We start from the raw sequence: 25,334 nt of genomic DNA, 5'->3' as shown, positions 1-25,334 counted from the left end.
CGAACGTCAGGCGAAGCGCCCCAGCCTGAACCGGCGCGAATAGCCCTCGAACGCCGTCTCGATCATCTCGCGGGTGAGGCCGAAAGGCTCCAGCGCATAATCGTAGCGGCCATAGCGGTTGGAGGCATTGCCGGGATCGGCCAGCCAGGCCCGCATCCGCGCTTCGAATTCCCGTGTGCAATCCAGTTGCCAATGGCCATAGGCGCGGCGGATGACGTCCACCGGATCGCGCGTCAGGTCGTGGAAATCGACATGGAAGATGCGCGGATCGTCCACCAGCGGATTTTCCATCGTTTCGGACAACGATGCGGCGATGCTTTCGACAAAGGCGGGGCCAAGAGCCTGGAAATCCATCTGCCAGTTGGTGATGCCGCCATAGAGCACGGCCGTGATCGCCATGATCGACGGATGAACCTGAACCGGGTCCCGGTGCGGCCAGATGCACAGCGCATCGGGATAGGCTTCGAACAGCGCGTCCAGAGCGAACTGGTGATAGATGCCCTTGACCACCCAATGACTGGTGGGCTGCCGCCATTGCAACTGCTGGAGGAACTGGCGATGGAAGCGGTAGGCATCGGCAATATTGCTGGCGTCGAGGATCATCGCCAGCGCAGGCAGCTTGTACAGCAGCGAAGGATAGGCGTTCTGGAAGTCGAGGGTGAAGATTTCCTCGCATTCGATCGGGCAATGTCCGCGCTTGTCCCAATAGGGGTGCAGGGTCAGCAGACCGGGCGAGCGCATCAGCATCTCGTCCAGTTCCCTGGCGGCCAGTTCGATCCGTTCCGGCGTCGCCGGCACCTCGCCCGGCGGCGGACTGGGCGAATGGCTATGCCACCAGAGCGGTGCGCGGGCGCCAATATCCTCGGCCAGCAGCGAATGGATGAGCGTGGTGCCGGTACGGCCGAAGCCGATGACGAAAATGGGTCGCTCGATCTTCTCCTCGGCAATGGCGGGAATGCGCTTGCGATCGGCGGCAAGGCGCAGGCGCGTCGATAACAGCTTGCGCAGTTGCAGTTCGACGTCGGCCTTCTGCTCCGCGCGCAGAGGGGGCTGGTCGTTCAGCCAGGCTATGAACCGCTTGACCCGTCCGACCAGCGCGGGATCGGGCGTATCGAAATGGCCGGCGATCATCTGCGAGCTACGAATGAGAGCCGAAGCGTCTATGCCGGTCGAAAGGGCAGCGACATTTCCAACCTTTTCCGACCTGCTCCGCATCATCCGCTCCTATTTAGTTTACCAAGATATGGAAACTGGATCGGATTGGTGCTGAAAAGTCAATGAACCGGCAGAACATCACATATCTGGAGGAGGAAATTCGGAACGATCGTTCTTATCGGCAGCGGCCACGACCGCTTCCGCGACCGTCAGGGATTCTATCATGGCCTGATATTGCCGATCGCTGAGCATCGTTGGCCAAAGGATGTGCGGAGCGGTGCGATCGACCGCCACCAGCCTGGTGAGCGCGGCTCGACCTGCATGGGTCAATTCGATGAACAGGCCGCGCCGATCGTCGGGATTGGGAACGCGGCGAATGAAGCCGAGCGCCTCCAGCCGGTCGACCCGCTTGGCGACGCCCGCCAGCGACATGAGGAAATAATGTTTGAGCGCGGTCGGCGCGATGCGATGGGGCGGCCCCACGCGGTACAACGCATCGAGCAGGAGCACGTCGCCCGAGGTCAGCCCCTCCCTTGCGGCGGACTGCGTCATATGCCGCTCCATGCTGCGGGCGAGGCGCAGCAGGCGCGTGGTGACGGAATAGGCGCGGACCAGCACGGGATCATAGTCGGTCGCCCAGGCTGCCAGCGCGGCCTGAAGCGGATCGGGATTGTGCCGGCCATTATCGTTCGGACCCATATCGTTCAGGTACGGAGCATCGCTGACCTGCGCCTGCGGGTCGGGCAGGATGCGAAAGGCCGAGCCGGGCGCCAGCCGCCGGTCGGTCGACCAGAGCAGCACGCCCGCCTCGATCAGTTGATCGACCAGCCGGGATGCCGAGGATTTGCTGGCATAGTCCCACAGCCGGGCAAGGCCCGCCATGGATGGAATGGTGCGATGCACCGCATAATGCGCCTCCAGCGCGGCGCGGCATGCCTCAAGGTCCCGCCGCCCTTCCCCAGTCCTGGCCCTTCCCGTCATCGCGCCACAAAGCCATAGGCCGATACGATCCGCAAGGGGCGGGCGCGATCCGCCTGCCCGGCCAAGGACCGAAATTCCCGCCCAGGCGAATTTTCCTGCTTCGGTCAAACCCGTTCCTGCCTGCGCGGGAACAGCTTGTGCCTCGGCCCTGATCGGGACAGGCTTTAGCCGAAGATGCTGTTCCCGAACCGCTCGCCATGCTGGATCAGGTCGCCATATTGCTTTTCGATGCACATCAGGCGCCGGAAATAATGGCCGATCGCATATTCATCGGTCAGGCCATAGCCGCCATGCACCTGAATGCCGTTGCGCGAGACGGTCTGCCCGGCCTCCCCGACGACGAGCCGCGCAGCGGAGAGCGCGGCGGACCGCCTCGCCTCATCCTGATCGGCATTGGCCAAGGCATGATAGAGCATGGATCGCGCCTGATGGGCCGCGACGAAATTATCGGCCATGATATGCTGGATCGCCTGGAAGGAACCGATCGCGGCACCGAATTGCTTCCGCTCCTGAACATAGGCGCCGCAGATTTTGTTCGCTGCCTCCATCGCGCCCACCGCCTGGGCCATCAGCGCGATCGAAGCGCGGTCGATCGCCTCGCGCAGTACCGCCGAGCCGCGATTGCCGCCGATCAGCAGAGCCGCGGACGGCAGCTTTACATCGGCAAGGACGATGTCGGACGCGCGGGTGCCGTCGATCAACGCATAGGACCGGGCGGAAAGGCCGGATGCATCGGCGGGCACGAGGAACAGGCCGATGCCCTCCTCTCCCTCGATGCGAGCCGAGACGATCAACTGCCCCGCGCCCGGTGCATCGAGCGCCATGATTTTAGCACCCGACAGAATATAACCGTCGCCCGAAGGACGAGCCTGTGTGCCCGTCACTTCGACATCGAGCGGATGAGCGCCATTTTCCTGATGCGCGAGCGCGACGCGCAGCGTGCCGCCCGCGATCTCCCCCAGCAATTCCAATGCGCGCGCTTCGTCCGCCGCCTGCTTGAACACATGATCGGCCAGGACGACCGTGCTGACATAGGGTTCGGTCGCCAGCGCCTTGCCAAGCGCGATGTTGAGCAGCGCAATATCCTCCATCGTGCCGTCCAGACCGCCCGCTGCCTCCGGCACCGGCAGGGCGAGCCAGCCCAGTTCCGCGAACTGCGCCCAGCGCGCCTCGTCAAAGCCCAGCGCGCTCGATCGCTGATGCCGCCAATATTCGACGTCGGCATTTTCGGACAGCAGCCGATCGGCGCTGTCCAGAAGCATCGCCTGAATGTCCGACTTCGCGAAATCCATTGTCCCTGTCTTCCCCTCAAAGGCCGAAGGCGAGCCTGGCCAGAATATTCTTTTGGATCTGCTTCGAGCCGCCATAGATGGTCGCCGCCCGGTTGATCAGCGCCACGGTGGTCCGGCCGGGCGCATAGTCGGGCCACACGTCGGTGGGCGCCGGCGGCGGGACGGGCGCGGCGTCGAAGAAGCGCAGCGACTTGGCGCCCATGGCGTCGACCTGCAACATGGTGATTTCCTGCTGGAGTTCCGAGCCCCTGATCTTCAGCACGGAGGCGGCGGCAGCCTCCGGCTCGTCCAACTCCTCATGCGCCAGCACGCGCAGCACGGACCATTCCAGCGCGAGCAGATCCGCCTCCGCCTTCGCGAAACGGGCCCGGAAGGCGGGATCGTCCGCGACGCGGCGGCCGCCCACGCTTTCGCCAAGCGCGATGTCCTTCGCGCGGGCAAGCTCACGCTTGCTCCAGTAAATGAAACTGGACGTGGTACGCTCATGCTCCAGCAGGAACTTGGCATAGGTCCAGCCCATGCCCGGTTCCCCGATCAACTGGTCGGCGGGCACTTCGACATTGTCCAGGAACACCTCGCACAGATGCGCCTCGCCATTGATCTGCGGAATCTGGCGCACGGTGATGCCCGGCGTGTCCATCTTGATGATCAGGAAACTGATGCCGCGCTGCGGCTTTACAGTCTTGTCGGTGCGGACCAGGAAAAAGCCCCAGTCCGCATGCGCGGCGCCGCTGGTCCAGATCTTCTGCCCGTTGACGATATATTTGTCGCCGACCAGTTCGGCGCTGGTGCGCAGCGAGGCGAGATCGGAGCCCGACCCCGGTTCGGAAAAGCCCTGCGCCCACATCGTCGCGCCTTCGCGGATCATGGGCAGGAACCTGTCCTTCAGATAATCGGAACCATAGGTGTAGAGCACCGGCCCCAGCATATGCGTGCCGCCCCAGTCGAATTCGGGCGCGTCGGCCTTGTACAATTCCTCATTGAAGATGAAGAGCTGCATCGGAGTCCAGCCGCAGCCGCCAAACTCCACCGGCCAGTGCGGCACGGATCGGCCATGGGCGTTGAGGATGCGCATCCATTCCAGCAAGTCGGGCACGGCGGCGTTGTTGGCGACCTTCCGACGCTGGCGCTCCTTCATGTCGGCGGGCAAGACGCTGTCGATAAAGGCGCGCACTTCCGTCCGGAAGGTTTGAAGATCGGGATCGAGGCGCAATTCCATCGGATCGGCTCCGGCTGACTATAGGGTGATACCCGATTTCCATGGCCTGCACTCCCCAGGGGTGCAAGCAGGGCGGGGAGCAGCATCATCCATGCGATGGTGCGGCGGCACGATTTGACAGTAGATAGTCGTCATGATGAAAATCATACATGCAAAATGCAGATAAAGAAGATGCGGATGCGGAACGCGGCAGTCTGATATGGATTTCGGGCGCGACCGAGGGCATCGGCCTGGGCCTGGCGCGCAACGTTCCCTATGGCGATGCGCGCATCATCAATTTGTCGCGGCGGCCGCATCCCCATCATGAGAGCATCTTCCTCGACCTGGCCGATCCCGAGAGTTGGGACAATGTCGGCGCGCATTTTGCCGATAGCCTCGCCAATTTTCGGGGTGCCCGCGCGATATTCATCCAGAACGCGCATATGAAGGGGATGACGGGCTTTGTCGGAGAGGTGCCGCCGGACGATTATGCCCGCGACATCACCGCGAATGTCGCCGCGCCGCTTCGGTTGGGAGAGATGTTCCTGCGCGCGGTCGGAGAGAGCGGTTTTGCCGGAGAGGCGGGGCTGGTCATGATGTCCTCTTCCTCCGCCCGCTCTCCCACCATCGGACAAAGCGTCTATTGCGCCGGCAAGGCCGCCCTGGAAATGTGGGTGCGGGTGGCGCGCCGGGAACTGGCGATGCGGGATAGACGCAACGTCTGGGTCACGGCGGTGCGGCCCGGCTTCGTCGACACCCCCCTCACCCGGCATGTCGCGGCGATGGCCGACGACCATTATCCGATCGCTTCGCAGATGCGCAGGCAGATGGAACAGGGCATCGGCGTCATGGACATAGACAGCGCGGCGCGCCAGATCTGGGCCGCATTGCCGACGGACCAGTCGCTGCTGCTGTTCGGTGAGCAGGTGCGGCGGGAAGCCTAGAGTTTGTCCTGCCCAGGCGGGGTGGATAATTCCAGACTCGCCGGACTGAGTGATTTGGGTGGAATCAGGACATTCCCCCTCCCGCAGGCGGGAGGGGGCTAGGGGGTGGGCTGGCGCGGCATCTGCGCTGTTTTGCAACGGCTAAGTCAGAAGCTCGCTGCGCTCGCACCCACCCCTAACCCCTCCCGTTTACGGGAGGGGAATGTCTTGGATTGGCCATTTCCCGCCATTCCGAATTGTCCACGCGGCCTAGTTTGAACCGCGTTCCTGTGCAGGAGCAAGTCGCGCTTCAATCCAAAGCATCGCTGACTGAGACAGGCGGCGGCGCCACTCCCATCAGCTTTCTGCAAGGATCAGGTCGGAACCCTTCTCCGCGATCATCATCGTCGCTGCGTTGGTGTTGCCCGACACGACGGCGGGCATGACCGAGGCGTCGACGACCCGCAGGCCTTTCACGCCATTGACCTTCAGCGTGCCGGATACGACCGCATCCGGGCCGACGCCCATGGCGCAGGTGGAGGTGTGATGATAACCGGTCGACCCGCTAGCCCGCGCAAAGGCCAGCAATTCCTCATCGCTTTGCAGCGCTGCCCCCGGCGTCAGTTCATGGTCGAAATAGGGCGCGAGCGCGGGGCTTTCCATCACGCGGCGCGCCCAACGCAGCCCGCCGACCTGAGCGCGGCAGTCCGCCTCCGCCGACAGGAAGTTGGGCTTGATCGAGGGCGCATCATGGAAGTCGCCGCTCTTCACATGGATGGAGCCCTTCGACTGCGGCCGCATCACATAACCGCCCACCGTCATCCCCGGCAGCTTTTCCATCGTCATGGCGCCGTTTTTGGCCAGCGCCTCGAAATCCACCGTGGCGGGGCTGGCGAAGAATTGCAGGTCGGGCAGATCGAGCGCCGGATCGGACTTGAGGAAGGCCGTCAGGTTCGACCCACCCAGCGCCAGCAGTCCGGTACGGCTCGCGGCGAAACGGATCATCTGCCCCACCAGCGGCAGGCCGCGCGACATGGCGTTGAAGCTGGAAGCGCCCGGCTTGAGGCGAGCGCGGACCATCGATGCATAATGGTCCTGCAAATTCTCACCGACGTTCGGGCTGTCCACCAGCGTCGTGATGCCCAGCGCCCGCAGACGTTCGCCCTGGCCGATGCCGGACAGTTCCAGCAATTGGGGCGAATTGATCGTTCCGCCCGAAAGGATGACCTCGCGGCGCGCGCGCACCTGCCGCAGCCGGCCGCCCTTCCAATATTCGACGCCGACGGCCTTCCTGCCTTCGAACAGGATGCGCGTGACGTGGGCATGGATGATGACCTGCAGATTGGGCCGCTTCATCGCCGGGTGCAGATAGGCGACCGCCGCCGATACGCGCAGGCCCTTATGGGCGTTGAGCCGGACCCGCGCGACGCCCTCCCGCGTGGTGCCGTTCAGGTCTTTGGCCACCGGGGCGCCCGCTTCCTCGAACGCCTTCGTCATGATGTCCAGCATCGGGTGCCGCATCGGCACGTCGCTGATCTTGAGCGGGCCTTCCTGCTGGTCGCGGCTGGCGCCTTCGCCCTGCTGGTTCTCGATCCGGCGGAAATAGGTTTCCGCTTCGTCCCAGCCCCAGCCGGTCAGGCCCCTTTGCCGCCAGCCGTCATAATCTTCCGGCAAGCCGCGCACCCAGAGGATGCCGTTGATGGAGGAGGAACCGCCCAGAACCTTGCCGCGCGGGAAGAAATGCTGCCGGCCGTCCGAACCCGGATCGGGATCGGTCATGTAATTCCAGTTTATGCGCGGGTCCTTCAGCATCCTGGTGAAACCGGCGGGCACATGAATGTTCATCGTGCTCATCGCCTGCGCGGGATTGAAGAGATTCTGCAACGGCCGGTCGTCGCCGCCCGCCTCCAGCAGCGCGACCTTGTGGCGGCCGTTGGCGCTCAGCCGGTTGGCGAGCACGCAGCCGGCCGATCCCGCGCCGACGATGACATAATCGGCTTCCGCCTCCACGCTGCTCTGCGCCTCGACCATGCTGCCTTTCTCCTTATCCTCAGCACCGTGCATAGCGGGGAGGGATGAAGGGTGCGCAAGCCTTATGTCGGACTTTACCGACGAACATCGCCCTTATGATGGCTTGGCGGATGCCATCGAAATCCGGGGGTCGCCAGCGCTATGACTGCATCGGGACGTAGTCTTGGCCAAGGATGAGGATAAGAATGTCGGGGCTTTTCTCGCTCGCGGGACGCACGGCGATGGTCACGGGAGCCTCCCGCGGCCTGGGCAGGGCGATCGCGCTGGGGCTGGCGGACGCGGGAGCATCGCTGATCCTCGCGGCGCGGGACGGCGCGAAGCTGGAGGAAACCGCCGAAGAAATACGGGCGGCTGGCGGGCGGGCGCAAACGATCGCGTTCGACCTGGCCGATCTGGACGCGGTGCAGGCGACGACCGACAGGCTGAACGCCGAAGGCGCGGCCATCGACATATTGGTCAATAACGGCGCCATCGGCGGATGGGGACCGCTCCACGAGTCCACCCTCGCCCATTGGGAGAATATGTTCGATGTGAACGTATCGTCCATGTATCTGCTGTGCCGCGACCTGTCGAAAGGCATGGCGGCGCGCAAATGGGGGCGGATCATCAACTTCGCCTCCTACGTCTCCGACACCGGGCGGCCGAACCTGTCCGCCTATGTCGCCAGCAAACATGCGGTGCTGGGCCTGACGCGATCCATCGCGGCCGACCTGGCGCCCCATGGCGTCACCTGCAACGCCATCGCGCCCGGGTTCTTCGACACGGACATGGCAGCGCCCACCGTCGGCCATCCGGAGCGGGCGAAAATCTTCCGCAGCGCCATAGCGCTCGACCGCTTTGGCGATCCGAAGGAGATGGTCGGCCCCGTCCAGTTCCTGGCGTCCGACGCATCGGCCTATATCACGGGCCACATGCTGCCGGTCGATGGCGGCGTCGCCAATATCCTGTCGCTGCCTGTCGTGGTCGAGACCTAAGCAGCCGCCCTTTCTTTGCCGAATCCAGAAGGAAAATCGCGCATGACCGATACGCTTCTCCACCTCGCGAACCCCGAAAAGCTGTTCATCGGCGGCGACTGGTCCCCTTCTTCGGGATCGGACGGTATCGAGATCATCTCGCCCGCCACCGAGGAGAAAGTGGGCCGCGTCGCCAAGGCGACCACCGCCGACATGGACCGCGCCATCGCGGCGGCGCGCAATGCCTTCGACAACGGCCCCTGGCCCCGCATGACCGGGCCGGAGCGCGCCGTCTATCTGCGCCGCATCGCTGAGGAAATGGCCAGGCGCAACGACGATTTCGCCCGCGCCTGGTCGCTGCAGGTGGGCATGCCCTATTCGCAATCGTCGATGACGGCCCCCTTCATGGGCGGCTATTACACCTATGCCGCGGACCTTGCCGAAAAGGGGTTTGAGGAGGTGCGCCCCGCCCTGGCCGGCGGGCATGCCATCGTCGTGCGCGAGCCGGTGGGCGTCGTCGCCGCCGTGGTGCCGTGGAACGCGCCGCTGGCCACGCTCTCCTTGAAGGTCGCCTTCGCGCTGGCGGCAGGCTGCACGATCATCGCCAAGCCTTCGCCCGAAACGCCTCTGGAAGCGCTGATCCTGGCCGAATGCATCGCGGCGGCGGGCGTGCCCGACGGCGTCTTTTCCGTCCTGACGGCGGATCGCGAAGTGTCCGATTATCTGATCCGCCATGAAGGGGTGGACAAGGTCAGCTTCACCGGTTCGACCGCCGCCGGCCTGCACATCGCCTCGGTCGTCAGCGCCCGGTCGGGACGCATCACGACGGAACTGGGCGGCAAGTCCGCCGCCATCATCCTGGACGATGCCGACATCGGCAAGGTCGTGGAAGGGATCATGCCGAACCTGGTCGGGCTGTGCGGCCAGCAATGCGCCGCCTTCAGCCGCATATTAGTGCCCGCCTCATTGAAGGGCGCGGTGGAGGAAGCGCTCGCCGCCGCCATGCAATATGTGCAGGTGGGCGATCCTTTCACTGAAACGACGCAGATGGGCCCGCTCGTCACCCAGCGCCAGCATGGCCGCGTCTTCGACTATATCCAGCAGGGGAAGGCGCAGGGCGCCCGCATCGTCACTGGCGGCAACCGCCCGGCTCATCTCGACAAGGGCTGGTTCGTGGAGCCGACCCTGTTCACCGACGCCAGCAACAACATGACCATCGCCCGCGAGGAGATTTTCGGACCCGTCGGCACGATCATCGCCTATGGCAGCGAGGAAGAGGCGATCGCCATCGCCAACGACAATATCTACGGCCTGTCGGGCGGGGTGTTCACGCAGGATGTCGAGCGCGCCTACAAGGTCGCCCGCCGCATCCGTACCGGCAATTTCGGCCATAATGGCCGCGTCATCGACTACACCATTCCCTATGGCGGCTTCAAACAGTCCGGCGTGGGCCGCGAGGGCGGTGAGGAAGGGTTGCACGGCTTCACCGAGATCAAGGCCGTCTTCATGCAGGATCTGCCTGCCCATCTGAAGGGCTGACCCCTTGCACGCGCGCGTGGATGGCCCCGCCGACGCCCCCGCCCAGACCAGTCACTGGCCGGACAATTATGGTCCGGCCAGCGCCTGGTGGACCGTCTTCATCCTGATGATCTTCCAGATCGTGTCGATGATCGACCGGCAAGTCATATCGGTGCTGATCCCGGAGATGCGGGCCGACCTTGGCCTCAACGATTTCCAGATCAGCCTGGTGCAAGGCCTGTCCTTCGCCCTCTTCTACGGGCTGATGGGGCTGGTGATCGGCGGGCTGGTCGACCGTTATTCGCGGCGCGCGATCATGTTCACCGGCATCGTGGTCTGGTCGCTGGCGGCGGCGGGCACAGGGCTGGCGCGCAGCTACAGCCAGCTCTTCGCCGGCCGGCTGCTGGTGGGCGCGGGCGAGGCGGCGGTATCCCCCGCTGGGCAGTCGCTCCTTGCCTCCATCTTCCCCCGTCATCGGCTGACGACGCCGATCGCCTGCCTTTCCGTGTCCGGCGTCATCGGCATATCGCTGTCCTACGCGCTGGGCGGCAACCTGCTCGCGCTGTTCAGCGCGGAGCCGTTGAGCGGTCCGTTCGCGGGGCTTGCCCCTTGGCGGCAAGTGCTGGTGGTGACGGGCCTGCCCGGCGTGGCGGTCGCCTTCCTCGCTTTCGCCTTTCGCGAGCCGAAGCGCCGCAGCCAGCCTCCGCCCGACCGGCAGGCGGCAAGCTGGGGCGCCTTCTTCCGCCATATCGGCGCGCATCCCCGGCTGATGCTGGGGCTGATCCTGGGATCGGCGGTGATGGCCGTCGCCATTCAGGGGACGATGGTATGGACGCCGACCTATGCCCGCCGCGTGCTGGGCGTCAGCGCGGCGGAGGTGGGAACGATGATGTCGGTCGCGGTCGCGCTGGGCGGCATCGTCGGCGGGCTGTCGCTGGGCGTGCTGATCGACCATCGCTTCGCGCGCGGCACCCGCGACATGGCGCTGCGGTTGCTGTGCGGCTTCTGCATCGCGATTCCCCCGGTTCTGGCGGCGGCCTTCGCAGCCGGCAATTTCGCCCTGCTGTTCGGCGCGATCACGCTGATGATGATGACCATGGGGTCGAGCTATGGGCCGACCATGGCCGCCGTGCAGATGATCGCGCCCATCGAGATGCGCGGACGCTTCGCCGCGCTGATGGTTTTGGCGTCCAATCTGTGCGGCTATGCGCTGGGACCGATGCTGATCGGTTTCCTGACGGATTATGTCTATGGCGATCCCATGAAGCTGGGCTGGGCGATCATCACCGGCCTGCTGACCGCCGGACCGCTCGCGGCCTGGATGGTCTGGTCGGCGCGGGGCGATTTCCTGCGCCATCTGGATCGATGAAGCCAGCCATCACAACCACGGTGATGCCAAGCTTGTCCTTCCTTCGAAGGCGAGTTCGGCCCATGCTGCAACATGGCATCGGCACCAGAATCCTGACGAAAAGGCCATCATGACGACGACTATTCCCGCCCTCATGCGCAGCGCCGCCGCGCGTCACGGGGACCGCCCGGCCCTGGTTTCGCAGACTGACGGGGCGATCAGCTATCGCGAACTCGACCGCCAGGCCGATCTGGTCGCCAAGGCCCTGATCGCGGACGGCGCCCGGCCGGGCGACCGGGCCGCCATCTGGGCGCCCAATATGTGGGAATGGGTCGCCATCGCCATCGGCATCCAGCGCGCCGCGGGCGTGATGGTGCCGCTCAACACACGCCTGAAGGGCGGCGAGGTGTCGGACATCGTGCGGCGGGGACAGATTGTCCGCCTGTTTTCCATCGGCAGTTTCCTGGGCCGCTATTATCCGGCCATGCTGAAGGACGAAGCGATGCCCGGCCTGCGCCGCCGCATCGTGTTGCGCGCCGAACCGCAGGAACTGGGCGAAGGCGAAATCGGTTTCGAGGATTTCGTCGCGCTGGCCGCAAACAGCAGCGACGCGCAGCTTGCCGAGCGCGAGGCGATGGTGAAGCCGGACACGCTGGCGGACCTCATGTTCACGTCCGGCACGACGGGAGCGCCCAAGGGCGCGCTTTTCGATCATCGCCGGTCGCTGGGCGGCGGTCAGGCATGGGTCGACATCGCCCGGCAGACGGCGGACGACCGCTATGCCGCCTTCGGTCCCTTCTCGCACAACGCATCCTACAAGGCGGGCTGGGTCGCATCGCTGATCGCGGGCAGCACGCTCTATTGGCCCGAAGCCTATGATCCGGCAAGCGTGCTCGACCTGGTGGCGAAGAACCGGATCACCGTTATGCCCGCGCCGCCGACCGTGTTCCAGGAAATGCTCGCCTTTCCCAACTGGCGCGATTGGGACATTTCGAGCTGGCGCTTCATGTCGACGGGATCGACCGTCGTGCCGATCGAACTGATGAAACGGCTCCAGGCCGAAACCCCGATCCAGGAGATCAGCACCGGCTATGGCATGACCGAATGCTGCGGCTCCGCGACGCACACCCGGCCGGGCGATCCCATGGAACGCATCGCCTATACGGTCGGCACGGCGATCCCCGGCACCGAAATCCGCGTCGCCGGGCCGGATGGCCGCTCGCTGGGGGTGGGAGAGCCGGGCGAAGTGCTGATCCGCGACGACAAGCTGCTGATCGAATATCTCGACAATCCGGAGGCGACCCGCGCCACGCTCGACGCCGATGGCTGGCTGCATTCGGGCGATGTCGGCTGTCTGGATGCGGACGGGTATCTGAAGCTCACCGACCGGCTGAAGGACATGTATATCGTCGGCGGATTCAACGTCTATCCGGCGGAGATCGAGAAGCAGATGACGGGCCTGCCGGGCATCCACCAGTCCGCCATCATCGGCGTGCCCGACCAGCGGCTGGGCGAAGTGGGCCATGCCTTCATCGTCCGGGCCGCCGGTTCCTCCATCACGGCGGAGGAGGTGATCGGCTGGGCGAAGGCCAATCTCGCCAATTACAAGATTCCTCGCGGCGTCACCTTCCTCGACGCGCTGCCGATGAATTCGACAGGGAAAGTGATCAAGTTCGCGCTGAAGGAACTGTATAAAAGCGCGTGACCGGGAAGAAGGGCGTCAGCGCCGCGCGCCCCGTCATTTCTGGCGAACCGTCAGCTCAGGCCTCCGCCGGTCCCGATTTTTCGAACTGGCGGAGAAAATCGAACAGCCCGGGCGGGGTTGGCTTTTTCCCCGGATCGTACCAGGGCAGCAAGTTCTTGAGCAGTTGTGGGAAAAATACCCTGAGCTGGAAATTGTTGAGCGCCTTGATGTCGCGATCAAGCGCGGCTTGTTCGGCAGGCGTCATGCTTTTCTTGTCCTGTTCGATCAGGTAGGAAAACATGCGGTCCATGAAACCCCGCAAATGAACCATGGCATAGAGGCAGCCATAGACACGGTAGAAATAGCCGTTCCAGATCCTGCCCCACAGGCCGCGGCTGTAAATCCGGTGATAGATCTGGAAGCAGACCTCCCGATGTTCGAACTCTTCGGCCATATGCCATTTCCAGAATGCCACGGCATTGGGGTCGGCGCCTTCGATCAGCGCATCCATCCGCTCGAACCAGATGCCGCCCTGCACCGCGCCCAGCGATTCGAAGCCGTCGGCATAGGCGAGCATGAATTTGAGCGAGCGGTTCTTCAGGAAAGCGTCCAGATCGTCGGCCAGCTTCTTCTCGAACTCGGCCAGCCGGGGATAGCCTTGCGCCGCGATCACCTTGTTGAACTTCTGATGCTGGCGGTAATGCTGCGATTCCTGGCCGATGAAGGCGGCCATGTCCTCGCGCAGTTGCTCCGAACCGGCGGGCAGGCGCTCCATCGCGATGTTCAGCACCTTGATCAGCCAGGGTTCGACCGGGGCGGGAATGATCGAGGTCGCGTTCTGAAACTGGGCGAAGGCGATATTGGGTGCCCAATGCGCGCGCACCTTTGAAAAATCGATACGTGGATAGCGTATGACGATGCCCACTGGCTCCCCCTCCATCTTTCGTTGTCATCAAGGATACGCCATCGTACCACCGGCCCGTTCTCCCGTCATGACTGCCCGGGAGTCCGATCATGACTGTGATGCATCCGCCCATGGATATTCGGCCAGGGGATGGAAGCATTATGAATCGGCCGATCATTGAGGAGAGGCCCTTTGACCCCCACCCCCTTCCGCATCGACGTGCCGCAGTCTGTGCTCGATCATATCCGGCACCGGCTGGCGGACAGTCGCATCGGCTATATGCCCGACGATCCCGACCAGTGGAAATATGGCATGGATGCGCGCTATCTGGCCGAGCTGGTCGATTATTGGCGTTCGGCATATGACTGGCGCGCGGAGGAGGAGAAGCTCAACCGCTGGCCGCAGTTCATGGTCGAGATCGACGGCATCCCCATTCATTTCTATCATGTGCGGGACAGTGACACGCACAGGCCGCCGATCCTGCTGACGCATGGATGGCCGGGATCGGTGGTGGAGTTCCAGGAGGCGATCCCGCTGCTGGTGGAGGCGGGCTTTTCCGTCGTCGTGCCGTCGCTGCCCGGCTATGGCTGGTCGGGCCGGCCGCCGCGGCCGATCGGTCCCGCCCGCGTCGCCGCCTTGTGGCGCGCCTTGATGGTGAACGTGCTGGGCTATCCGCGCTTCTTCGCGCAGGGGGGCGACTGGGGATCGGCGGTGACGACGCAGTTGGGCATCAGCCACGCCGATGTCGTGGCGGCGATCCATCTCAATTTCTTCATGGCGCCGCCGCCGCATGCCGATGCCGATGCGGAACTGCTCGACTATTGGGCGCAGGTCCGCACGGTGATGGAGGCGGAAAGCGGCTATCATCACGAACAGGCCACCAAACCGCAGACCATCGGCTTGGCGCTGCATGACAATCCAGTCGGCTGGGCGGCCTGGGTGGTCGAGAAATTCTGGCGCTGGGGCGACACCAAGGGCAATATAGAGAGCCGGTTCAGCAAGGACCATCTGATCACGAACCTCATGTCCTATCTGGTCACCGACAATGTGATGTCGTCGATCTGGATGTATTACGGCCTGAACGGCGACGCGCTGGCGGCCGGGCCGGTGACAGTGCCCACCGCGCTCGCCCATTTTCCCGGCGAATTCTATCCCATGCCCAGCCGCGCCCTGGCCGAGCGGCAATATCATGTGGTCCGCATGACGAAGATGGACGCGGGCGGGCATTTCGCCGCGATGGAGGAACCCCAGGCGTTCGCCCGCGACGTCATCGCATTTTTCGAGAGCCAGATATGACGCTGGAACCGAATGGCGTGCTGCTGGCCGAGGAAGCCGGCGAAGGCATAATGTTGCTGACGATGAACCGGCCGGCGCAACGCAATGCGATCGATCCCGCGCTGCTTGACGCCATGAACGCGGCATTCGATGCTTTCGTGCAGGACGACCGCTGGCGGGTGGGCGTGTTGACGGGCGCGCCGCCGGCCTTCTGCGCCGGGCTGGACCTTAAGACCTTCTCTGCTCCTGATGCGCCGCGCCAGAGCGTGACGGCGCTGATCCAGCGCGTACCGCGCCTGGGCAAGCCCATGATCGCCGCGGTCGGCGGTGCGGCCTATACTGGCGGGCTTGAGCTGGCGCTGGGTTGCGACTTCATTCTGGCCAGCGAGAATGCCCGGTTTGCCGATACGCATGCGAAGATCGGCGCATTGTCCGGCAGCGGCATGGGGTCGCGCCTGCCCCACGCCGTGGGCGCGCGCTTCGCCCGCCAGATGATATTGAGTTGCCAGCCGGTCGATGCCGCCACGGCCTTGCGCGTGGGCCTGGCCAATGAGCTTCTGCCGGCTGAGCAATTGCTGCCCAGAGCCATCGAGATCGCCGGGGCGATCGCCGCGCACGATCCCGGCCTGATCCGCATGTCCAAGAGCGTGATCGATCGCGGAACGGAAGGCACGCTGGCCGACGCGCTGGCGATCGAGACGGAAGCGCTGCAAAAGCGCAAGGCCATGGGCGCCATGGCGTGGAGCAGCGCGACGCCCGGCTGAAAGAAAGGGGAGCGAACCTCAGGTCCGCTCCCCTTCCCTTACCCCTTATCCGATCAGATGCCCCAGAGTTGGGCCGCCGTTTCGCCCAGCACCTTGCGCGCGGCGGGCTCGCCCACCGTATCGAAGATGCGCTTCATGATGGCGTCGCTGCTGCCCATCACGCCTTCCGGATGCGGATAGTCGGTCGACCACATCACCCGGCCATCCCCGATGCGCGTGATATTCTCCATCGCGACATCGTCTTCCATGAAGGTGGTGTAGCAGTGGTTATGCCAGTACCAGCTCGGCTTCTGCGCCAGCTTGGGCCGCAATTCGGTCGCATAGTCGCGTGCGACCTTGTCGGCATTTTCCAGCGTGCCGGGCACCCAGCTCGCGCCGCCTTCGGTGAAGACGACGCGCAGGCCGGGGAAACGGTCGAACAGGCCGGAGAAAACCAGCTGTCCGAACAGCCCGGTGAAGGGCATCAGATTGGCGTTCAGGTTCGCGCCCAATGAGCCCCGGCCGCTATATTGGAGATAGGCGCCGATATGGAAGGAGACGGGAAAGCCGCTTTCCTGGATCGCTTCCCAGAACGGGTCCATATCCTTGCTGTTGTAGCGCACGCCCTTGGGACTGACGGGAATGTCGATCGCCTTGTAGCCGAGCTGCTTCAGCTTCTGGAGATAATCCTTCGTTCGTTCCGGCCACAGGAAGGTGGGCAGCAGCGCGACGGGGAACAGCCGGTCGGGCGCCGCTTCCTTCCATTCCGCGGCCCATTCATTGCAGACATCGACGCAGCGATACCAGAATTCCTTGTCCGGCATGCGGATCAGGCTGTTGAGGCGGCCATGATAGATGATGGCGGCGTCAATGCCCTCCGCGTCCATGTCCGCCAGGCGCTTGTCGACATCCCAAAAGCCCTCGCGCCCTTCGGGGAAGGTCGGCGGCAGGCCGGGGACGTCATAATTCTGCCCGTCGACTTCGAGATGGAAGCCCGTCTCGTCCTTCCAATATTTAGGCGCGCGATCTTTGTCCGCGCCCTTCAGCCGGTTTTCCCACAGCCCCGGTTCCTCGATCAGATGATCGTCGCTGGAAATGACGCGCATGCCGGCGGGCCTCTCCCACGATCGGGCCGGCATGACGCGGTCCTTGGGCCACGGGGTCGCGGTGAAACTATTCATCCTTTTCCATTCCTTCTTGGGGATCTCGTCCGACACGGGGCTGCCGTCCGCCACCCCCGTCTTGCTCGCCCTTATAGCATGGCCGAAGCAATAGGCGCCGTTATGGGCGGGTTCCGGGCGATGTCATCAGACTTCTGATGAGTTGTCGAAAGTCCATTCAAGATCATTGTTCAATGATATTGAATAGTTTTTTCGAAAATTGCCCGATTATAGGGGCAATGGGTAAGGTTTAACATGAGCGCACTGGTCCGCCGTTATGGCCCGGCCGCATGCGCGAGGAGAGAATGATGCTGAAAGAAGACGAGGTTCAGGAAAGGGCCGGGCTCAAGGTCCGCGCGCTCAGCCCCGGTTTCGGTGCGGAGATCATCGGCGTCGATCTGTCGCGCCCGCTGGACGACAACATGGCAAACGCAATCCGCGACATATGGATCGAGGCCGGACTGCTGCTGTTCCGCGATCCCGATGCCGATGACGAAGCGCAGATGCGGCTGAGCCGTCTGTTCGGGGAGATGGAGCCGGCTGCGACCGCCGATATGAACGATCCCAATAACCAGTTCATGATGACGCTGAAATATGACCCGGCGGACGACAAGCCCCGCTTCCAGACCGATTATCATTTCGGCGGGCATGACCGGGCGGGCTATATCCCGTGGCATTGGGACCAGAGCTTCATGCCGACGATCGTGCGCGGCGCGGTGCTCCGCATGGAGAAGCCGGCGACGCAGCTTGGCCGAACCGGGTTCATCGATGCGATCGAAGCCTATGAGCGGCTGTCGCCCGGAATGAAGGAGAAGATCGACGGCATGGAGGTCGTCTATCATTTCGTGACGGACTTCATGCAGTGCAAATATGGCGTCCCGGCCGATCTCCGTGCCTTGGCGCGCGACACGCCTTCTGGCGGAACGAAATATGATTTCCCGCCCGTCGTCCACCCGATGGTCATCACCCAGCGGGAGACCGGGCGCAAGGCGCTGAAGATTTCACCGCTGCAGGCGCAGTATATTCTGGGCATGGATCGGGCCGAAAGCGATTCGCTGCTCGCCGAACTGGCGGCGCATCTGACCGACGAGCGACATGCCTATTTCCACGACTGGCAGAAGAACGACATGCTGGTGTGGGATAATTGGCGGATGATTCACCATGCGGAGGGCGTGCCGTTGAACGTCCCACGCAGCGCCCGACGCACCACGATCATGGGCGACTATGCGGTGGGCCGCTATCTCGATCCCACGCTCGACCGCAACCGGGCCGTCAAGCGGATCGTGGATTGACAATCAGGGAAGCGCCTTGTCACCGCCTTCGGGCCGTGACGGGGCGCCTTTGGCCTATCGTCCCGAAAAATGCGGCGGCCGCTTTTCCATGAAAGCGGCGGTCGCCTCGCTATAATCCTCGGTCATCGTGCCCAGTATCTGCGCCCGGTTTTCTGCCTGGATCGCGGCTTCATAGCTGTTGGCATCCAGATTGGCCCACATCAGCGCCTTGGTATGGGCGACCGAATAGGGGCTGTTTGCCAGAACGGAGCGCGCATAGGCGATGGCGTCGTCGATCAACGACCGCGGATCGGACAGCGATCGCACAAGGCCGATGCGCTCGGCTTCCTCCGCCTCGATCGCGCGGCCGGTCAGCAATATGTCGAAGGCTCGCGCCGCGCCGATCATGCGCGGCAGCAGATAGGAGATGCCGCTTTCGCCGCCGGTCAGCCCGATCCGCACCGCCGCCACCAGAAATTTCGCTGCGGGGGTCGCGATCCGTACATCGGCGCTGAGCGCGATCGCCATGCCCGCACCCACAGCCGGGCCATTGACCGCCGCGATCACCAGTTTCGGCATGGACCGGATGCGTCCGCCCATGCCGGCGAACTGTTGTTGCCAGTGAAGTTTCTCGATGACGCCGCTGCTGCCCGTCTGGTTACGCTGGTTGGTCGCCGCGAGATCCTGCCCTGAACAGAAGCCTCGCCCCGCGCCGGTGACGATGACGGCCCGGCAGGCGGCGTCGGCCGCCAGTTCGTCCATCAGCCCGTTGAAGCGGGCGACCGTCTCCCGAAGCAGGGCGTTCATGCGCGCGGGCCGATTGAGCGTTACGAGCGCGATTCCCTGGCCGTCCGTCAGCCGTTCGACGACAATATCCTCGGCCATCATCCTCTCCCCAACATGGCCATGACGGTGCCGCCGCCGTCGACCCGCTGGCAAGCCATGGCCATGGTCTCTACACATATGCGTAGAAATGGGATGCGGCTGTTCCCATCGCCCGCTTTCGCGCAGGAATGGGGCATGAGCCCGCACCCGCCCCCTGACGCCGCCGGTACATCCCAATTGCATCTGATCGCGCAAGAATGGAGGCGCGCCTGGCGTCCCGGCGTTGCGGCGCTGTTCGCAGGATCGCTGGGCTATTCCCTCTATTCTGCGGTTTCCAGCCTGTTCGTGGAACCCTTGCAGCAGCAGTTCGGCTGGTCGCGCGGGGACATCGCCTTCGTCCACAGCTTCGGCCTGATCATCGCTTTCATCGCGCCGGTCATCGGCCGGATGACGGATCGTCACGGCGTCAGACCGATATTGTCGGCGGGCCTGCTGCTGACCGCCATCGGTTATGGGCTGCTCGCTTCCATGGGCGGATCGCTCGGCTATTTCTACGCGGTGCATTTCGGCTTTGCGCTCGTCGGCATGGCGACGACCGGCATCACCGTCACGCGCATCCTGAGCGGCGCGTTCGAGCGGACGCGGGGGACCGCGCTCGCCATAGGCCGGTCGGGGCTGGCGGTCGCGGGTGCGTTGATGCCGATGGCGCTATATCCGATGATCCTGCGCTTCGGATCGTCGGGCGGCTATCTGCTGCTTGCCGCCTTCATCCTGTTGATCGCGCTGCCTCTCATCTGGTTCTGGGTGCCCTCACGCACTGCGGAGCTGCGGTCCGGACGCACCGCGCTGCCCCGTGCTGACAGCGCGCTGTCGCTGCTGGCCAATGGCAAGGTCCGCATCCTCATCGCGGCGTCCGTTCTCAACTATGTGCCGGTGGTGGCGTTGCTCTCCCAGATGAAGCCGCTTGGCGTGGAAAAGGGGCTCGATGCCGTCGCCGCCGTGGGCGCGGTATCGATGATGGGCGCGGCTGCCGCCATGGGCGCATTGCTCAGCGGTGTCCTGGTCGATCGCTTCTGGGCGCCCGCAATTGCCTTCATCCTGAATTTCGCGCCTGCGGTCGGTTGCCTGCTGCTGCTCCAGCACGATGTACCGCCCGCGCTTTTCTATGGCGCGGTGCTGATGATCGGCCTTGGCCAGGGGGCGGAGATCGATATCGTCGCCTTCATGATCGCGCGCTATTTCGGGCTGCGCAGCTATGCCACCATCTACAGCCTGTCGACGCTGGGCATCGCGCTTGGCGTCGCGGTAGGCGCCAGCCTGATCGGCATGGCCTATGATCGTTTCGGCAGTTACGACATTGCCCTGCTGGCTTGTTCAAGCAGCTTCTTTCTCGCCGCCTTGTTCTACCTGATGATGGGGCGTTATCCGAAGGGCGGCCAACCGGACTAGAGCCATCGACATTCAGAAGATGACGAGCCGAAAATGGTGGTTTTCCGTGACCCGGCGCGCAGCGTACTCAAAGTACGTGAGCACCGGAAGCACGGAAAAGCGTCATTCGCAGGCCGTCAGGGCTGAATGTCGATTGGCTCTAAGCTCGCCTCAAGTCCGGAGGCGGCGCATCAGGCATTCCTGGGCGGTCGACGCGATCAGACGGCCATCGCGGTCGAAAATCCGCCCCGTCGTGAGGCCCAGGCCATCACCTGCCGACGGGCTGGACGTATGATGCAGCATCCATGCCTCGCAGCGGGCAGGGCGGTGGAACCACATCGCATGATCCATGCTGGTGATCAGGAATTCGCCGCTGTTGGTGGGCAGGAAATGCGGAATCGCCGCGGCGCCGCCCAGCCAGTAATCGCTGGCGAAGGCGAGCAGACACTGCTGCAACCGGCTGTCCTCCACAGTGGCGGCGCCGGACTGGCGGAACCAGAATGATCGCGCCGCTTCGGTCGGCCGTGCGAGGAAATAGTCTTCCGGCGCGATCGGGCGCATCTCTATCGCCAGGGCGGCGGCGAAGTTGTGCGTCACCGCCTGTTCCAACTCCGCCGCCCGTTCGCGCACGAAATGCTGGATCGGCGCGACCCGCTCGGGCGGCGGCACGACAGGCATCGCTGCGTTCTGATGGACGAATCCCTCCTCTGGCGCATGGAATTCGGCCATCATCGTGAAGATCGCCCGCCCATCCTGACAGGCGGTGATCTGACGGTTCGCGAAGCGACGGCTGTCGCGCAGGCGCGCAACCTGATAGTCGAGCCGCCGATCCGTGCGCCCGGCGGCCAGGAAATAGGCGTGGAAAGAGCTTGCGGGCAGCGCTTCCACCGTCTTCATCCCTGCCAGCAAGGCCTGGGCCAGCAATCGCCCGCCGAACACCGACCCGATGTGATTGTGCGCTCCGGCCGATCCGGTGAACCGGTCCGGTCCCGTTTGCGTGACATCGAGGATGTCGGAAATAGCATCCCGCGTCGGCAGGGGTCTATCGTCATGGAACGGCCCATCCGCCGCGATCATGCATCGAGTCCCAGAGCGCGCCGCACCGACAGGACCGTATCCATCTCGTCCAGACCGCTCAACGGCAGGTCATATTCCGAGCGGTCGTCGATCTCGCTGATATGGGCCGCGATGTCGTCGCAGCTCGGCGCGTCCGGGCCGGGGCTGTACCAGCCCCGCGTCAGGCCGACGAACAGCCGCGAATATTTGCCGCCCAGCACCGAATACATATGCTGGGAGGAGGTGCAGTCCCGGCTGGCCATATAGCAGGCCAGGGCGGCGACGAATTCCGGCTTCATCCCTTCGATGAAATGACGGGTCCGGGCGCCTGCGGCCTTGAGGAAAGCGATGTCCGGGCGCTGCTCGACAGGGGTGCCGCCCAGCCGCCCGCCCTGCGCATTGGGGAAGAGCGTATTGACGACGATCCCTGCGGGAGCCTCCTGCGCGATGACGTTCATCAGGCCGATCAGCGCCGTCTTGGCAGCCCCATAATTGGCGCGATAGGGGTTGCCGAATACGCCCGATTGCGAACTGACCAGCACGATCCGGCCATAGCCCTGCTCCATCATGGCGCGATAGGCGGGCTGGCATATGTTGAACGCGCCCTTCACATGAACGGCCAGCACGGATTCGATGTCCTCCCCGGTCAGTGCGCCGAAAGCTCCGTTCCGCTGATTGCCGGCATTGGAGATGACGATGTCGACCCGGCCGAAGGCGGCCATCGCGGCATCGACGACGGCCTGTCCTCCCGTCTCGGTCGCCACCGTGTCGTAATTGGCGATGGCGCGGGCGCCCAGATTCCTGAGTTCTTCCACGACGGCATCGGCATAGCCGGTCGATCCGCCCTGCCCCGTCGGATCTCCACCCAGGTCATTGGCGACCACAGCCGCACCTCTGCGCGCCAGTTCCCGGCAGAAGGCCGAACCAAGCGCGCCGCCCGCACCCGTCACCACAGCCACTTGCCCGTTGAAATCGATCGCCATCCGCGCCTCCATCAGGCGCCGACCATGGCGGCAGCCCGGCCGGCCGCCAAGCCGGGCGATGGAATTTCGGCCATGTGATGAATGGCGGCGCCGTAACTCAAAGCTGTTTGGGTTCGCTCGCCTTGAAAAGCATGCGCGCCAGAACGCTTTCCTCGACGTCCGGGTCCGGTCCGCCCTCGGGAAAGAACCAGTCGCCCAGCAGGACCGATCCGGCCAGCATGCCGAATCCATAGCGGACCATCAGTTCCGGCGGCACGTCGAATTCCAGCCCCGCCTGCTCATATTGCGATCGCATGCGGGCGACGGCGCGCGTGAAATAGTCGTCCAGACCATGAATGGCCGCCGCATCCACGTCCCCCCTGGACTTGACCATCGCCAGCAACAGATCGGCATGGTCGCGCAGAAAGGGATACAGCGCCTGGACGAAGCGCATGCTGCGTTCCTCACGGTCGGGCGGCAGCGTGTCGCTGTAGTCCAGGAATTCGCGGAAACGGGCATTGAACGGCTCGGTCACCGCTTCGGTGAACAAAGCCTCCTTGCTGCCGAAATTGTTGAAGATCAAAGGCTCCGCCACCTCCGCGCGGGCAGCGATATGGCGCGTCGTCGCGCCGGCAAAGCCCCGCTCCGCGAAGACCGCGCGGGCAGCGTCGAGAATGAGCGCCCGAATTTCCGCCGTCGACCGCCGGGCGCGGCGACGAGGAACGGCAACGTCCTGGGGGCGATCGGAAATATCATGCATGCGTCACTAGGCCATTGTCCTGTCTTCATCGATGCTATAAATAGCACATACTATTTATCTACGCGACTCCATTGCGTGGCGATTCTGAAAGGAGAGGCATGAGCAGTCAATTCGACGTGGTGATCCGCGGTGGCACGATCGTGGACGGCACCGGCGCCCAGCCCTATGTCGCGGATGTCGGCGTGAAGGACGGCGTGATCGCTGAAATCGGCAGGATCGAGGCTTCGGCTCCGGAGGAAATCGATGCGCGCGGCCTGACGGTGACGCCCGGCTTCGTCGATGTCCACACCCATTATGACGGCCAGATCACCTGGGAAAACCGCATGGCTCCTTCGTCCAATCACGGCGTCACCACCGTCGTCATGGGCAATTGCGGCGTCGGCTTCGCGCCGGTGCGGGACGGCGATCATCAATTGATGATCAAGCTGATGGAGGGGGTCGAGGATATTCCCGAAGTCGTCATGGCCGAAGGCGTGCCGTTCAACTGGAACAGCTTCCCCGACTATCTCGACGCGCTGGACCAGCGCGTGTCCGACGTCGATTTCGCCGCGCAAATCCCCCACAGCCCCTTGCGCGTCTTCGTCATGGGTGAGCGTGGCGCCAATCTGGAGCCTCCAACGCTGGAGGATCTGGTCGAAATGCGCCGCTGCGTCAGCGAGGCAGTGAAGGCCGGTGCGCTGGGCGTCGCCAGTTCGCGCAATCTGTTCCACCGTTTCCGTTCCGGCGAACTCGCGCCTTCGGTCACGACGGAACTGGACGAGGTATTGGCCCTGGCCGAGGGCCTGAAGGATGCGGGCGCTGGCACGTTCCAGTGCAACCCCAATCTCGACAATGATGCCGAGGTGGAACTGAAGATTTTCCGCACCATCGCCCAGCAGGCGGGCGTTCCCGTGACATTCAGCCTGATCGCCATGCCGACGCGGCCGGACAATTGGGGCCGCTATGTCGAAGGCGTGCGCCAGGCGGCGGCTGATGGCCTGACCATCCGTTGCCAGTTCATGCCGCGTCCGATGGGCGTCATGTACGGGCTGGAGCTCAGCTACCACCCCTTCTCGCTCAACCCCAGCTTCCGCCCGCTCGCCCAACTGCCGCTGGAGGAAAAGGTGGCGCAGATGCGCGATCCGGAACTGCGCGCGCGCCTGATCGCGGAGGAGCCGGACGATCCGAACCCCGCCTTCGTCGGGCTGATCAAGTCGATCAAAGCGCTGTTCCGCATCAGCGATCCGGCCGATTACAATTTCGCGGCCGAGGACAGCATCCAGGCGGAAGCGGCGCGTCGCGGCGTCGATCCGCGCGAAATGATCTACGACGCGCTGCTGGAGGATGACGGCCGGGCGATCCTCTGTTCCTATTCGTCCGACGTGCCTGAATATCTCGCCCAGAGCCGCGACCTCATCGGGCAGGACAATATGATCGTCGCGCTGGGCGATGGCGGGGCGCATTACGGCATGATCTGCGACGCGGCCTATACCACCTATCTGCTGACCGGGCGGCTGGGCCGGGACGGTCTGGACCTGCCGACCGCGATCAAGGCGTTGACCAGCCAGCCCGCAAACTCCGTGGGCCTGTGCGATCGCGGCGTGCTGGGCGTGGGTTATAAGGCGGACATCAATGTCCTCGACATCCCCAACATGATCCTGCACCGGCCGCAGGTGATCGCGGACCTGCCGGCGGGCGGCAAGCGCCTGTCGCAAAAGTCGAAGGGCTATGTCGCGACCCTCGTCAGCGGCGCCGTGACCTACCGCAATGGCGAAGCGACCGACGCGCTTCCGGGCCGGCTGGTGCGCGGCGTCCGTGGCGCTCCGGCAGCCGCGCAGGTGAGGCAGCATGAAGTCGCCTGATAGGGCGTGTCCGCGCGGATAAGGGG

21 protein-coding genes are annotated in these 25,334 nt (G+C 64.2%); 10 read left to right on the top strand and 11 right to left on the bottom strand.

What is annotated here, in order from left to right; genetic code table 11:
- Positions 1-6 precede the first annotated feature (6 nt).
- The 4 genes from H5V43_RS18915 to H5V43_RS18900 all read right to left on the bottom strand — a co-directional run bounded on the left by H5V43_RS18915 (position 7) and on the right by H5V43_RS18900 (position 4,647).
- On the bottom strand, positions 7-1,218 hold the full coding sequence (locus H5V43_RS18915; RefSeq protein WP_226870404.1) for a sulfotransferase family protein: 1,212 nt from the start codon (positions 1,216-1,218) through the stop codon (positions 7-9).
- Positions 1,219-1,293: 75 nt separating this feature from the next.
- Positions 1,294-2,244 carry a MarR family winged helix-turn-helix transcriptional regulator gene (locus tag H5V43_RS18910; RefSeq protein WP_226870402.1) on the bottom strand — a complete coding sequence of 317 codons (951 nt, stop codon included), beginning with the start codon at positions 2,242-2,244 and terminating at the stop codon, positions 1,294-1,296.
- A gap of 56 nt (positions 2,245-2,300) precedes the next feature.
- Positions 2,301-3,428, bottom strand: a complete 1,128-nt coding sequence (locus tag H5V43_RS18905; RefSeq protein WP_025550525.1) for an acyl-CoA dehydrogenase family protein — start codon at positions 3,426-3,428, stop codon at positions 2,301-2,303.
- A gap of 16 nt (positions 3,429-3,444) precedes the next feature.
- Positions 3,445-4,647, bottom strand: coding sequence for an acyl-CoA dehydrogenase family protein (locus H5V43_RS18900; protein ID WP_025550524.1), 1,203 nt, complete (start codon positions 4,645-4,647; stop codon positions 3,445-3,447).
- A gap of 149 nt (positions 4,648-4,796) precedes the next feature.
- On the opposite strand from H5V43_RS18900, the gene H5V43_RS18895 reads away from it, so the two are divergent.
- Positions 4,797-5,570, top strand: a complete 774-nt coding sequence (locus H5V43_RS18895) for an SDR family NAD(P)-dependent oxidoreductase (RefSeq protein ID WP_025550522.1) — start codon at positions 4,797-4,799, stop codon at positions 5,568-5,570.
- 336 nt (positions 5,571-5,906) lie between these two features.
- On the opposite strand, the gene H5V43_RS18890 is transcribed toward H5V43_RS18895, so the two are convergent.
- Positions 5,907-7,580, bottom strand: a complete 1,674-nt coding sequence (locus H5V43_RS18890; protein ID WP_025551345.1) for a GMC family oxidoreductase — start codon at positions 7,578-7,580, stop codon at positions 5,907-5,909.
- A 185-nt stretch (positions 7,581-7,765) separates the two neighbouring features.
- On the opposite strand from H5V43_RS18890, the gene H5V43_RS18885 reads away from it, so the two are divergent.
- From H5V43_RS18885 to H5V43_RS18870, 4 genes are all read left to right on the top strand, one after another.
- Complete coding sequence (locus tag H5V43_RS18885) at positions 7,766-8,554, top strand: SDR family NAD(P)-dependent oxidoreductase (protein WP_193666817.1); 789 nt, start codon at positions 7,766-7,768, stop codon at positions 8,552-8,554.
- Between the two features lie 42 nt (positions 8,555-8,596).
- The gene (locus tag H5V43_RS18880) at positions 8,597-10,072 is read left to right on the top strand and encodes an aldehyde dehydrogenase (protein ID WP_025551343.1); all 1,476 of its coding nucleotides are present in this window, start codon (positions 8,597-8,599) and stop codon (positions 10,070-10,072) included.
- A 4-nt stretch (positions 10,073-10,076) separates the two neighbouring features.
- Positions 10,077-11,420, top strand: coding sequence for an MFS transporter (locus tag H5V43_RS18875; RefSeq protein ID WP_025551341.1), 1,344 nt, complete (start codon positions 10,077-10,079; stop codon positions 11,418-11,420).
- A 109-nt stretch (positions 11,421-11,529) separates the two neighbouring features.
- On the top strand, positions 11,530-13,104 hold the full coding sequence (locus H5V43_RS18870) for an AMP-binding protein (protein ID WP_025551339.1): 1,575 nt from the start codon (positions 11,530-11,532) through the stop codon (positions 13,102-13,104).
- A gap of 55 nt (positions 13,105-13,159) precedes the next feature.
- On the opposite strand, the gene H5V43_RS18865 is transcribed toward H5V43_RS18870, so the two are convergent.
- Positions 13,160-14,023, bottom strand: coding sequence for a metal-dependent hydrolase (locus H5V43_RS18865; protein WP_037483844.1), 864 nt, complete (start codon positions 14,021-14,023; stop codon positions 13,160-13,162).
- A gap of 156 nt (positions 14,024-14,179) precedes the next feature.
- Between H5V43_RS18865 and H5V43_RS18860 the strand changes: the two genes are divergently transcribed.
- Both H5V43_RS18860 and H5V43_RS18855 read left to right on the top strand, forming a co-directional pair.
- The gene (locus H5V43_RS18860) at positions 14,180-15,283 is read left to right on the top strand and encodes an epoxide hydrolase family protein (protein ID WP_025551335.1); all 1,104 of its coding nucleotides are present in this window, start codon (positions 14,180-14,182) and stop codon (positions 15,281-15,283) included.
- Positions 15,280-16,026, top strand: a complete 747-nt coding sequence (locus H5V43_RS18855; protein WP_025551333.1) for an enoyl-CoA hydratase-related protein — start codon at positions 15,280-15,282, stop codon at positions 16,024-16,026. The genes H5V43_RS18860 and H5V43_RS18855 overlap by 4 nt, the downstream gene beginning before the upstream one ends.
- A gap of 53 nt (positions 16,027-16,079) precedes the next feature.
- On the opposite strand, the gene H5V43_RS18850 is transcribed toward H5V43_RS18855, so the two are convergent.
- Complete coding sequence (locus tag H5V43_RS18850; protein ID WP_244968716.1) at positions 16,080-17,111, bottom strand: amidohydrolase family protein; 1,032 nt, start codon at positions 17,109-17,111, stop codon at positions 16,080-16,082.
- Between the two features lie 359 nt (positions 17,112-17,470).
- Between H5V43_RS18850 and H5V43_RS18845 the strand changes: the two genes are divergently transcribed.
- Complete coding sequence (locus H5V43_RS18845; protein WP_226870230.1) at positions 17,471-18,457, top strand: TauD/TfdA dioxygenase family protein; 987 nt, start codon at positions 17,471-17,473, stop codon at positions 18,455-18,457.
- Between the two features lie 54 nt (positions 18,458-18,511).
- Here H5V43_RS18845 and H5V43_RS18840 read toward each other — a convergent pair whose 3' ends face one another.
- Positions 18,512-19,324, bottom strand: a complete 813-nt coding sequence (locus H5V43_RS18840; protein WP_052628106.1) for an enoyl-CoA hydratase/isomerase family protein — start codon at positions 19,322-19,324, stop codon at positions 18,512-18,514.
- Between the two features lie 132 nt (positions 19,325-19,456).
- Between H5V43_RS18840 and H5V43_RS18835 the strand changes: the two genes are divergently transcribed.
- Positions 19,457-20,710: an MFS transporter gene (locus H5V43_RS18835; protein WP_037483849.1), complete on the top strand. Its 1,254-nt coding sequence runs from the start codon at positions 19,457-19,459 to the stop codon at positions 20,708-20,710.
- A gap of 150 nt (positions 20,711-20,860) precedes the next feature.
- Here the strand turns inward: H5V43_RS18835 and H5V43_RS18830 are convergent, their stop codons facing one another.
- The 3 genes from H5V43_RS18830 to H5V43_RS18820 form a co-directional block, all read right to left on the bottom strand.
- Positions 20,861-21,766: an acyl-CoA thioesterase gene (locus H5V43_RS18830; RefSeq protein WP_025552031.1), complete on the bottom strand. Its 906-nt coding sequence runs from the start codon at positions 21,764-21,766 to the stop codon at positions 20,861-20,863.
- Complete coding sequence (locus H5V43_RS18825; protein ID WP_025552033.1) at positions 21,763-22,728, bottom strand: SDR family NAD(P)-dependent oxidoreductase; 966 nt, start codon at positions 22,726-22,728, stop codon at positions 21,763-21,765. Before H5V43_RS18825 ends, H5V43_RS18830 begins: the two co-directional genes overlap by 4 nt.
- A 97-nt stretch (positions 22,729-22,825) precedes the next feature.
- A complete protein-coding gene (locus H5V43_RS18820) occupies positions 22,826-23,467 on the bottom strand; it encodes a TetR/AcrR family transcriptional regulator (RefSeq protein ID WP_025552035.1) in 642 nt (213 codons plus the stop codon).
- 98 nt (positions 23,468-23,565) lie between these two features.
- On the opposite strand from H5V43_RS18820, the gene H5V43_RS18815 reads away from it, so the two are divergent.
- Entirely contained in the window at positions 23,566-25,308 is a 1,743-nt protein-coding gene (locus tag H5V43_RS18815; protein WP_044660676.1) for an N-acyl-D-amino-acid deacylase family protein, read from the top strand.
- Positions 25,309-25,334 lie beyond the last annotated feature (26 nt).

It is taken from the genome of Sphingobium fuliginis (assembly GCF_015074805.1).
GTDB lineage: Bacteria > Pseudomonadota > Alphaproteobacteria > Sphingomonadales > Sphingomonadaceae > Sphingobium > Sphingobium fuliginis.
The sequence above is the reverse complement of the archived record's forward strand: the minus strand, read 5'-3'. Positions and strand labels throughout refer to the sequence as shown.